The organism is Winogradskyella sp. PC D3.3, from assembly GCF_054366245.1.
This window is the reverse complement of the sequence record NZ_CM135962.1, coordinates 3,050,216-3,061,537: the sequence shown is the minus strand read 5'-3', so window position 1 is coordinate 3,061,537 and position 11,322 is coordinate 3,050,216. Positions and strand designations below refer to the sequence as shown.

Sequence of the window (11,322 nt, the reverse complement as noted above, 5' to 3'; positions counted from 1 at the left end):
ATTCAAAAAAAAAGCACTCAACGTATTAAAGTTGAGTACTTTTTTTTTGAATAAAGTGAGGTTACTTCCCAATAGAAAAATATTCAAATCCAATAGATTCCATTTCAGACTTGTCTAAAATGTTTCTACCGTCAAAAATGAATGCAGGTTTTTTCATTTGGTTATAAATTTTCTTCCAATCATAGGTCTTAAATTCATCCCATTCTGTCATAATAGCAATCGCATGTGCATCTTTTGATGTTTCGTAAGGATCGTTATACGACTTAACCAATGCATTGTTTTCTTCTTCAGATCTAGTATTTAGGTAGTTAAGGTCGGATTGTACTTTTACACTATTAACTTTAGGATCGTATACAGCTATGTTTGCTTGTTCGTTTAACAAGTGGTCTGCCACATAAATAGCAGCTGATTCTCTTGTGTCGTTAGTGTCTTTCTTAAAAGCCCAACCTAGCATCGCAATTTTTTTACCAGAAACAGTATTGTATAATGTACTTATTAAATGATCAGAAAAACGGCGTTTTTGATGGTCATTTAAAATAATAACTTGCTCCCAATAATCAGCAACAGCGTTGAGGTTATAACTTCTAGCAATATAAACAAGGTTTAAGATATCTTTTTGAAAACAAGAACCACCAAAGCCAATAGAGGCATTTAAAAATTTTGGTCCAATTCTAGAATCCATTCCAATGGCTTTAGCAACTTCATTCACGTTTGCTTCTGTATGCTCACATAATTCTGAAATGGCATTAATTGAAGAAATTCTTTGAGCCAAAAAGGCGTTAGCAGTTAATTTAGATAACTCAGAAGACCAAACATTAGTTCTTAGTATTCTTTCTTGTGATACCCAACTTCCATATACATTGGCTAAGCTTTCAATAGCATCTTCAGACTCTCCTCCAATTAGAACGCGATCAGGATTTAACAAATCTTGAATAGCTGTACCTTCAGCTAAAAATTCAGGATTAGATAAAATTTCAAATTTCACATCTTTTCCTGTATTGTGTAAAATGCTTTTTATAGCTTGAGCTGTTCTTACAGGTAAAGTTGATTTTTCAACAACAATCTTATCTGTCGTTGAAACCTCAGCAATATTTCTGGCACATAATTCTACGTACTTTAAATCTGCAGCCATACCTTTTCCTTTACCATAAGTTTTGGTTGGGGTATTTACTGAGATAAAAATCATTTCTGATTCTTTGATTGTTTCATCAATTGCTGTAGAGAAAAATAGATTCTTTCCTCTTGTTTCTGCAACAATTTCAGCTAATCCTGGCTCGTAAATAGGTAATTTTGATAAGTCTTCATCATTCCAAGCCGCAATACGCTCTTCGTTAATATCTACAATAGTAACTTTTATATTAGGATTCTTTTTTGCTATTACCGCCATTGTTGGTCCACCGACATAACCAGCTCCAATACAGCAAATCTTCGTGATTTTCATGCTTCTAAGTTTATTTTGATTTGAGTCTAAATTTTAAAATGTGTACAAATTTGACTTTTTTTATTTAATTCAAATAATATTCTATATAAACAACCTCTTTTTACGATAAGATTATTGCAAGTATAAATTTTGTTCAAATTTAAGGGATTAATTGTAATATTCTTTATACCAGTCTATGAAAGATTTTACGCCTTGTTTAATTGAAGTATTTGGTTTATAGTCGTAGTCTTTAATTAATTCATCTACATCTGCCCAAGTACGTTCTACATCACCTGGTTGCATTTCCATCATATCTTTTTTTGCGACCTTGTCTAGATTTAACTCTATTTCCTTAATAAAATCTAATAATTTCACCGAGTTGTTGTTTCCAATATTATATATTTTATAAAATTCATTAGATTCTATTCGTTTGGTTGGTGACTTTTCAATAATTCGGACAACACCTTCTACGATGTCATCGATGTACGTGAAATCACGCTCCATATTACCATGGTTAAACACTTTAATAGGTCTGTCGTTTACAATGGCATCTGTAAATAAGAACATCGCCATATCTGGTCGGCCCCAAGGTCCATAAACTGTAAAAAAGCGTAAGCCTGTGGTAGGAATATTAAATAAGTGACTGTAAGTATGAGCCATTAGTTCATTACTCTTTTTTGTAGCAGCATATAAACTAATTGGATGATCTACATTGTCATCTGTAGAAAACGGTATTTTCTTATTCATTCCATAAACACTTGAACTGCTAGCATAAACTAAGTGTTTTATAGCATTGTTTCTACAGCATTCAAGAATATTTAAAAAGCCCACAAGATTAGAATCTACATAGGTTTCAGGATTTTCTAAACTGTACCTTACACCAGCTTGTGCTGCTAGATTACAAACAATGTCAAATTTCTCGTTTCTGAATAATTTAGGAAGCTCCTCTCTATCTTCGAGATTCATTCTAATAAAAGAGAAGTCTTCAGATTTACTCTTACAAAGTTTGTTAAATTCAGAAGCTTCATTCTTATTGATGCCTAATTGGTTAAGTCTAGAATATTTTAAGTTAACATCATAATAGTCATTTATATTGTCTAGCCCAACCACTTGATGACCTTTATTAAGAAGGACTTTAGCTGTGTAAAAACCTATAAACCCTGCTGCTCCTGTTACTAATACTTTCATATTATAGTTGTTTTTTTAATCGTATTTCAAATATTATAAATTTAGATGGAATCCTCTAAATTATAAAGGAAACAATTTCAATTTATTAGTTGTGTGTGTACTTAATATCGAGGATTGTAGCTATGGAGTCACAATTCTTTATCATTAATTCAATATCACGCTCTTTATAAATGTTTTCTATAAGATAGATTTTACAAGAATCCATTTTTGTTTTACTTTCTGAAAAATCTACATTTCCAAATTTCACCAAGTTGAGGACGATAGTAGAATCTAGAGATTGTTCCACTATAAAATTAGAGGCCTCATTAGTATAGGTAAAAGGTTTAGAGCTTATGTTTTTAATTGTTCTAGCATTTGGTCCGTAATCACAAGAGGCATCTTTTCCATTTAAAAAAAACATAAGAAGCATTAGGCCAACGGCAAATCCACCTAAATAATAGGCTAAACGGTGTATAAATTTCATGATATTGAGAGTAATTCTGTCAGACGCTTATCGTTAAGTACAGATTAAAAAATTAATAAGTTGGCATCACTATATTCTAAACCAAACCATTCTGCAACGGATTTATTAGTTAATATGCCGTGGTAAAAATACAACCCATTTTTTAAACCACGATCAAATCGAAGGGCATTTTCTATTCCGCCATATTCACCAATTTCTAAAAGGTAAGGAGTAAATATATTACTAATGGAAACTGAAGCTGTTCTAGAATAGCGTGCAGGAATATTGGGTACACAATAATGGATAACCCCGTTGTGTTCAAAAGTAGGACGATCGTGCGTAGTGACTTCGCTAGTTTCAAAACAGCCGCCCATATCAATGCTAACGTCTATTACAACGGAGCCTGATTTCATGTTGTCTACCATGCTCTCTGTTACAATAACCGGAGCTCTATTGGTTCCTCTAACAGCTCCAATAGCAACATCGCAACGTTTCAAGGCTTTCAATAAGTTTTTAGGCTGCATTGTTGAGGTATAAATTGTCCGGCCTAAATTATTTTGAAGACGACGTAATTTTGTGATAGAACTATCAAATACTTTAACATTAGCTCCTAAGCCTATTGCGGAACGCGCGGCAAATTCCCCAACAGTACCAGCACCTAATATTACAATTTCAGTTGGCGGAACTCCATTAATATTACCAATCATTAAACCATTACCGCCGTTTACATTAGAGAGAAGCTCCGATGCAATTAATATGGAAGCGGTTCCGGCAATTTCACTGAGTGAACTAACTGCAGGATATGCTCCATCATCATCTTTAATATATTCAAAGGCTAATGCCGTAATTCGTTTTTTGGCAAGAGCTTCAAAATAGGATTTATGTTGTGTTTTTATTTGAAGCGCAGAAATTAAGAGGGTCTGCGGGTTAATTAATTTTATTTCATCTAATGAAGGCGGTTCTACTTTCAAAATAATAGGGCAGGAGTATACCTTTGCGGTATCTTTTGTAACTTCTGCTCCAGCTTCACTGTAATTTTTATCTTTAAAATTAGCACCTTCTCCAGCACCAGACTCAAAAAGTACACGGTGTCCATTAGCTGTTAAAGCAGAAACGGCATCAGGAGTTAAACACACACGTCGCTCTTGAAAATGTGCTTCTTTTGGAATCCCAATAAAGAGTTCTCCCTTTTGTTTAAGAATTTCTAAGGTTTCTTCTTGGGGTAATAACTGGGCTTTGGTAAATGGTGATATACTCATTAAGTCAATTACTTTAATATTGCTATTGCAATATAGCGAATATCACTAAACAATAGTTAATATTAAAATAACTTAAATTAAGAATAATTTTGAAAATTAAGTGTCAACCTAAAAATATTGCTTAATCTTACCCCAAACTCCTTTGGGTTTAATCATAAACTCTTCTTCAAGCTCTTCAAGACTTTTATCAGATGTATTGATTTTATTAAACATCTTTGCTCTGATTAAATAAATGGATGGGACTACAATGACTAAGACAGGAAGTAAAACTAAAATTTGGTTTTGATCAATATATAAAGCGTCTGTACGAAAGCTTATAATTATTTGAAAGGAATACATTACTATTGGTATAAGTAACGCGTGGTACCACCAATGACGGCAAGTAAAAAACCAAATTACTAAAAAGAGTAGTGGTAGAAATTTACCAGTATAAACCCACATGGCATATTGGGCATCTTCCCAAAAACCACTATCATATGTAAATAGAAAAGTGTCCCAAACTTCAGTCGTTGGAACACTTTCATGTAAGGAATAAAAAAGAGGTGTAAAAGCAATTATAGTTGCAATTATAGAACCAACTATAGCACTTTTACTTAACTTATTATTAGCCGTTAGGAATAAGTTTTCTTTTTCCTTTTTTAAGTTCTGTTGATGTTTGTCCATCCAAGTTAATAATGTTAGTCGCTTGTGCAGTAAACAATACTCCTCCGAATATAGCAATTGCTACTAACAAATTCTTTTTAGTTTTCATAATTTAAAGGGATTTAATTAATTAATAGCTCAAAAATAAGGTCATTATTAAAGCCTTACAAATCAGAAATTGTTAAAATCCAGTAAATTATGGGTTTTTAATTACGGTTTTTCCGTAATTCTAATATAATTTTGTAGGAATAGTATTATAATTTAATTTAAAATTTATTTACTGTCATAGCGTCACTAAGGTTGATTTTTATGTGTTTATAGTTAGTTCTAGAGATCTTTTGTTATCCTGTAAATCCGTAATAGTAATTTTTTGCGAATGTTCTGGTATAAGTTCTTCAATACGTTCAGCCCATTCCATAAATACCCAATGAGTACTACTTAAATAATCTTCTATTCCAAAGTTATAAGCTTCTTCTATAGATTCTATTCTATAAAAGTCAAAATGATAGATTTTATCATTAGGAATGTTGTATTCATTTACAATTGAAAATGTTGGGCTAGTGGCAACGTCATTACTGTGCATCGCTTTTAAGAGTGCATTTACAAATGTCGTTTTACCAGCTCCCATGTTTCCATTAAATAGAACGGTTTTAACATCTAAATGGTCTAGAACTTCAGCTGCAATAGCGTCTATATCTTTTAAATGGTATGTGAATTCAAGGGTTTTCACTGTTTATATTAGGCATGTTAGGGATTACAGTGGTAATAATAATAATAATAATTGAAATAACCTAACAATTAGTGTATTTCGTCGGATTTTTATGCGCTTTACAGTATTTTATTGGTGTTTTAACTTGTGGCTTCTGAGAATCTTAGCTTCTTTAAGAGGGGGTAAAAAAATAATGATACTGAATTATATTCAGCATCATTATACATTATGTTATGAATTTAGAGTAAATTACTTGGGATCCATAACAACAAACGGAATAATCATTTCTTCTAATGATACACCTCCATGTTGATATGTGTTTCTGTAATAACTTACATAATGATTATAGTTGTTGGGATAAGCTAGAAATAAATCACCTTTAGCAAAAATAAACGAACTACTCATGGTTAAAGCGGGTAAGTGAATAGATTTTGGATTCTTAATCGCTAATACATCTTTGTCTTGATATGTTAGGCTTCTCCCTGTTTTGTAACGTAAATTTAAACTCGTGTCTCTATCACCAATGACTTTAGTTGGGGCTTTTACGTTTATAGTTCCGTGATCTGTTGTTAGTATTAACTTAAAACCAAGTTGTTGTGATAACTGGATCATTTCTAATAGTGGAGAATTCTTAAACCAACTAACTGTGAGTGAGCGATAAGCCTTATCATTAGAGGCTAATTCTTTAACAACTTCCATTTCTGTTTTAGAGTGCGAAAGCATATCTACAAAATTGTAGACAATAACACTAAGGTCATTATCCTTTAGGGATCTAAAATTTTCGACTAATTTTTTTCCAGCTTTAAGATTGGTGATTTTATGGTATTCATGTTTTAGATGGCTTAAGCCTAAACGTTTTAATTGTTCTCTTAAGAAATCCCCTTCATGCATGTTTTTACCTCCTTCATCTGTATCATTTTTCCAATATTGAGGAAATAAACTTTCCATATCAGATGGCATCAATCCAGAAAAAATGGCATTACGCGCATATTGAGTGGCTGTCGGTAAAATGCTATAAAAGGCATGTTCTGATGATTTTTTGTAATAATTATTTACAAAAGGTTCAAAGGCTTTCCACTGATCGTATCGCAAATTGTCTATCACGACCAATAACGTTGGTTGTTTATCACTCAACTCTGGTACAATCTTATCTTTAAACAAGGTATGTGACATTACAGGAGCATCTGCCTTTGGTTGAAACCAATCTTCGTAATTTTTCTCAATAAATTTACCGAATTGCATATTAGCTTCGGTTTTTTGAGATTCTAAAATGTCTGTCATGCCAACATCTTCAATACTTTCGAGTTGTAATTCCCAATACACTAACCTCTGGTATAAATCTACCCATTCTTCATAAGAGTTTACCATAGATAAATCCATGGCAATTTTTCTAAATTCTTGCTGGTAGTTAGAAGTTGTTTTTTCTGATACTAACCGCGAATGATCCAAATTCTTTTTCAAGCTCAATAAAATCTGATGTGGATTTACCGGTTTTATTAAATAATCAGCAATTTTGTTACCAATAGCTTCCTCCATAATGTACTCTTCTTCGCTTTTAGTAATCATTACAACAGGTAAATTAGCGCGTCGTTCCTTAATTTCATTTAAGGTTTCTAGTCCTGTAAGACCTGGCATATTTTCATCTAAAAAGACCATATCAAAATTAGTATCATTGATGATTTCTAATGCTTCAGTACCACTTTGGCATTTTGTAACACTATAACCTTTTTGTTCTAAAAAAATAATATGTGGCTTTAGTAAATCGATTTCGTCGTCAACCCAAAGAATATTTATCATGTTGTGGTATATTTGTTTCTTAATTAATGAATTTTAAAATTTTGCCTACAAATAATAAGCTAAAAATATTTAACGATCCAATTTACGGATTTATTACGATTCCGAATTCCTTAATATTCGATATTATTCAACATAAATACTTTCAGAGATTACGGCGTATTAGTCAAATGGGGTTATCGTATTTGGTTTATCCAGGTGCACATCACACGCGATTTCATCATGCGCTTGGTTGTATGCATTTAATGCAGAAGGCGATTAATGTACTTCGTTTTAAGGGAGTTACGATTTCTAGTGATGAGGAGAATGGTTTGTTAATTGCCATTCTATTACATGATATTGGTCATGGTCCATTTTCTCATGCTATGGAACACAGCATTGTAAATAACGTTTCACATGAAGAAATTTCGCTACGTTTCATGGAAGAACTCAATATAGAGTTTAACGGAAGTTTAACTTTAGCGATTTCTATCTTTAAGAAAGAATATCCACGACAATTTATGTGTGAGCTCATTTCGAGCCAACTCGATATGGATAGAGCCGATTATTTAAAGCGCGATAGTTTTTATACCGGAGTTGCAGAAGGTAATATAAATAGTGAACGTTTAATTACCATGCTTAATGTGGTTAATGATCAATTGGTTGTTGAAGAAAAAGGCATCTTAAGTGTTGAGAAATTTTTAATTGCAAGACGTTTTATGTATTGGCAAGTGTATATGCATAAAACAGGTGTGGTTGCCGAACAATTATTAATGGGAACTCTAAAACGTGCAAAGGAGTTAGTACAACAGGGAGTAAAACTAAATTGTAGTGATGCTTTATTTTATTTTCTATTTTCTGAAATTAATGCCGAAAACTTTAATAATGAAACCTTAGACGTTTTCTCAAAATTAGATGATTATGATATTGTTGCTGCTATGAAAGATTGGCAAAACCATGACGATTTTGTGTTGAGCAACCTTTGCCAAATGATATTAAATAGAAACTTACTGAAAGTAAAACTAAAAAATAAGCCCATTAAATCTTCAGAATTAAAAATGCATTCTGAAGCCTTAATAAAAAAACATCACATTACTAAGCATGAAGCCTCATATTTTGTGTTTCAAGGGGTGTTAACGAATCAAGCTTATCAGAATAACTTTCAGAAGATCAATATCTTATTTAAGTCTGGAAAAATTAAAGATATGGTTAAAGCATCAGACCAATTAAATCTAAAAGCGCTTAGTAAACCCATCACTAAATATTATATGTGCTATCCTAAAAAGAAAATGTAATCCTTTTTTTCTATTTTTGCGGAAAGCAACATGACTTTAAAATCTAATCATTGAAATTTACAGCAAAACAAATCGCAGATATTTTAGAAGGAACAGTTGTTGGTGACTCTAATATTGAAGTTTTTAAACTTTCTAAAATTGAAGAAGGAACGCAAGGCTCATTAACATTTTTATCAAATCTAAAATACACACCTTATATATATACCACAGAAGCATCCATAACTATTGTAAATGCAGATTTTAAACCTGAAAAACCGATTTCTACAACACTTATTAAAGTTGAAGATGCTTATGAAGGTTTTTCTAAGTTGTTAGAATATTACGATCGTATAAAATCAAATAAATCGGGTATAGAACAACCTTGTTTTATTTCAGAGACCGTTAAAGTTCCAGATCATATTTATATCGGTGCTTTTGCTTATATTGGTAATAATGTAGACATTGGAGATAATGTAAAAATTTATCCAAACGCTTATGTTGGAGATAATGTGAAAATAGGAGATAATTCAATTATATATCCTGGAGCTAAGGTTTATTCGGACTGTATTCTAGGAAATAATTGTGTGATTAATTCTGGAGCTATAATAGGGGCCGATGGTTTTGGTTTTGCGCCAAATAAAGCTGGTGGTTACACTAAAATCCCACAAACAGGGAATGTTATTTTAGAAGATTATGTAGATGTCGGTGCAGGGACAACCATAGATAGAGCAACAATCGGTTCTACCATTATAAGAACTGGTGTAAAGTTAGATAATCAAATACAGATTGCTCATAATGTTGAAATTGGAAAAAATACGGTTATAGCTGCTCAATCAGGAGTAGCGGGTTCAACAAAAATTGGAGAACATTGTCAAATCGGAGGACAAGTAGGCATTGCAGGACATTTAATTATTGGAGACAATGTAAAAGTGCAAGCGCAATCTGGTATAGGAAGAAATGTAAAAGATAACGAGGTTTTACAAGGTTCGCCTTCTTTTGGGTATTCCGATTGGAATAAATCGTATGTTTATTTTAAAAATTTACCAAAACTCGTAAAAACTATTAATGAATTAGAAAAAAAAGTAGATGGCAATAATTAAAACGGAAACGAGACAAAAAACCATTGAAAAGGAAGTCACCCTTACAGGTGTAGGACTTCATACTGGTGCAGATGTTAAATTAGTATTTAAACCTGGTTTAGAGAATTCAGGATTTGTATTTGTTAGAATTGACCTTGAAGGCAATCCTAAAATAGAAGCAGATGCTAATTACGTTACAAATACACAACGGGGTACGTGTTTAGAGAGAAATGGAGTAACTATACAAACCTGTGAACATGTCTTAGCTGCTTTAGTAGGCTTAGATATAGACAACGCTATTATAGAACTAGATGCTTCTGAACCACCAATAATGGACGGCTCTTCTAAATTCTTTGTGGAGGCATTAGAAAAAGCTGGTATTGTAGAACAAGATGCTTTTAGGGAAGAATATGAAGTGACACAGGTTGTATCTTATTGCGATGAAGAAACTGGAAGCGAAATAATATTAATGCCTTCTAGTTCTTATCAAATTACGACTATGGTAGACTTTGGTACCAAAGTTTTAGGTACTCAAAATGCGACATTAAATAAAGTCTCAGATTTTAAATCAGAGATTGCAGACGCTAGAACCTTTAGTTTTTTACACGAGATTGAAATGCTTTTAGAGCATGGACTAATAAAAGGTGGTGACTTAAATAATGCTATTGTTTATGTAGATAAAGAATTGTCTCCAGAAACTATGGAGAAATTAAGAGTAGCGTTTAATAAAGATAATATTGCGGTTAAACCTAATGGAATTTTAGATAATCTTACATTGCATCATCCTAACGAGGCAGCACGTCATAAATTATTAGATGTTGTTGGCGACTTAGCTTTAATTGGTACACGCATAAGAGGTAAAGTTATAGCCAATAAACCAGGGCATTTTGTAAACACTCAGTTTGCAAAAAAAATGTCTAAATTGATAAAGAACGAAAGACGTAACAATGTTCCTCAAATAGATTTGAATGCAGTGCCTTTAATGGACGTTAATCAAATTATGGATATGTTGCCACACAGACAGCCTTTCTTATTATTAGATAAGGTTTATGAATTGTCTGATAACCATGTTATCGGAATGAAGAATGTGACTATGAACGAGGAGTTTTTTAAAGGTCATTTTCCTGGTGCTCCGGTAATGCCTGGTGTTTTAATTGTCGAAGCTATGGCACAGACTGGTGGAATATTGGTATTAAGCACCGTTCCTGACCCAGAAAATTATTTAACATTCTTTATGAAAATGGATAATGTAAAATTTAAACAAAAGGTGGTTCCTGGGGATACATTAATATTTAAATGTTCGTTAATTTCTCCGATTAGAAGAGGAATTTGTCATATGCAAGGTTACGCCTATGCTAATGGTAAATTATGCGCAGAAGCAGAATTGATGGCACAAATATCAAAAGTTAAGTAAAATTAGTGATTGAGCTCCTGGTTATTGAAATTAAGAAGCTTCCTAGTTTTACTTCAAAGTATAAAATTAAAAAAATAAAACGAGCAAAATCTCATTGTTGAAAAAGCGTATGTTAAGTTCAA

At 32.4% G+C, this 11,322-nt stretch carries 10 protein-coding genes; 3 read left to right on the top strand and 7 right to left on the bottom strand.

Annotated features, from left to right (window positions below; all coding sequences use genetic code 11):
• Window positions 1-61 precede the first annotated feature (61 nt).
• The 7 genes from ACXGSQ_RS13440 to porX all read right to left on the bottom strand — a co-directional run bounded on the left by ACXGSQ_RS13440 (window position 62) and on the right by porX (window position 7,457).
• A complete protein-coding gene (locus ACXGSQ_RS13440) occupies window positions 62-1,441 on the bottom strand; it encodes a nucleotide sugar dehydrogenase (protein WP_458626668.1) in 1,380 nt (459 codons plus the stop codon).
• A 147-nt stretch (window positions 1,442-1,588) separates the two neighbouring features.
• Window positions 1,589-2,608, bottom strand: coding sequence for an NAD-dependent epimerase (locus ACXGSQ_RS13435; protein WP_458626667.1), 1,020 nt, complete (start codon window positions 2,606-2,608; stop codon window positions 1,589-1,591).
• Between the two features lie 85 nt (window positions 2,609-2,693).
• Window positions 2,694-3,071, bottom strand: a complete 378-nt coding sequence (locus tag ACXGSQ_RS13430; protein ID WP_458626666.1) for a hypothetical protein — start codon at window positions 3,069-3,071, stop codon at window positions 2,694-2,696.
• A 44-nt stretch (window positions 3,072-3,115) separates the two neighbouring features.
• A complete protein-coding gene (locus ACXGSQ_RS13425) occupies window positions 3,116-4,309 on the bottom strand; it encodes an alanine dehydrogenase (protein WP_458626665.1) in 1,194 nt (397 codons plus the stop codon).
• Window positions 4,310-4,417: 108 nt separating this feature from the next.
• Window positions 4,418-4,972: a hypothetical protein gene (locus tag ACXGSQ_RS13420; protein ID WP_458626664.1), complete on the bottom strand. Its 555-nt coding sequence runs from the start codon at window positions 4,970-4,972 to the stop codon at window positions 4,418-4,420.
• A gap of 286 nt (window positions 4,973-5,258) precedes the next feature.
• Window positions 5,259-5,681, bottom strand: coding sequence for a tRNA (adenosine(37)-N6)-threonylcarbamoyltransferase complex ATPase subunit type 1 TsaE (gene tsaE, locus ACXGSQ_RS13415; RefSeq protein ID WP_458626663.1), 423 nt, complete (start codon window positions 5,679-5,681; stop codon window positions 5,259-5,261).
• A gap of 228 nt (window positions 5,682-5,909) precedes the next feature.
• Window positions 5,910-7,457, bottom strand: a complete 1,548-nt coding sequence (gene porX, locus ACXGSQ_RS13410) for a T9SS response regulator signal transducer PorX (protein ID WP_458626662.1) — start codon at window positions 7,455-7,457, stop codon at window positions 5,910-5,912.
• Between the two features lie 41 nt (window positions 7,458-7,498).
• On the opposite strand from porX, the gene ACXGSQ_RS13405 reads away from it, so the two are divergent.
• Genes ACXGSQ_RS13405 through ACXGSQ_RS13395 form a run of 3 tightly spaced genes read left to right on the top strand, consistent with a single transcriptional unit; the run spans window position 7,499 to window position 11,200 of the window.
• Window positions 7,499-8,728 carry an HD domain-containing protein gene (locus ACXGSQ_RS13405; protein WP_458629364.1) on the top strand — a complete coding sequence of 410 codons (1,230 nt, stop codon included), beginning with the start codon at window positions 7,499-7,501 and terminating at the stop codon, window positions 8,726-8,728.
• Window positions 8,729-8,778: 50 nt separating this feature from the next.
• Entirely contained in the window at window positions 8,779-9,807 is a 1,029-nt protein-coding gene (gene lpxD, locus ACXGSQ_RS13400; protein WP_458626661.1) for a UDP-3-O-(3-hydroxymyristoyl)glucosamine N-acyltransferase, read from the top strand.
• Window positions 9,794-11,200 (top strand): bifunctional UDP-3-O-[3-hydroxymyristoyl] N-acetylglucosamine deacetylase/3-hydroxyacyl-ACP dehydratase, encoded by a 1,407-nt coding sequence (locus tag ACXGSQ_RS13395; RefSeq protein WP_458626660.1) that lies wholly within the window; start codon window positions 9,794-9,796, stop codon window positions 11,198-11,200. Before lpxD ends, ACXGSQ_RS13395 begins: the two co-directional genes overlap by 14 nt.
• Window positions 11,201-11,322 lie beyond the last annotated feature (122 nt).

Bases quoted from the DNA above. Each gene is read 5' to 3' on its own strand.
- ACXGSQ_RS13425 (WP_458626665.1), bottom strand. From the start codon at position 4,309: ATGAGTATATCACCATTTACCAAAGCCCAGTTATTACCCCAAGAAGAA.
- ACXGSQ_RS13395 (WP_458626660.1), top strand. From the start codon at position 9,794: ATGGCAATAATTAAAACGGAAACGAGACAAAAAACCATTGAAAAGGAA.
- ACXGSQ_RS13435 (WP_458626667.1), bottom strand. From the start codon at position 2,608: ATGAAAGTATTAGTAACAGGAGCAGCAGGGTTTATAGGTTTTTACACA.
- ACXGSQ_RS13430 (WP_458626666.1), bottom strand. From the start codon at position 3,071: ATGAAATTTATACACCGTTTAGCCTATTATTTAGGTGGATTTGCCGTT.
- ACXGSQ_RS13420 (WP_458626664.1), bottom strand. From the start codon at position 4,972: ATGGACAAACATCAACAGAACTTAAAAAAGGAAAAAGAAAACTTATTC.
- ACXGSQ_RS13440 (WP_458626668.1), bottom strand. From the start codon at position 1,441: ATGAAAATCACGAAGATTTGCTGTATTGGAGCTGGTTATGTCGGTGGA.
- porX (WP_458626662.1), bottom strand. From the start codon at position 7,457: ATGATAAATATTCTTTGGGTTGACGACGAAATCGATTTACTAAAGCCA.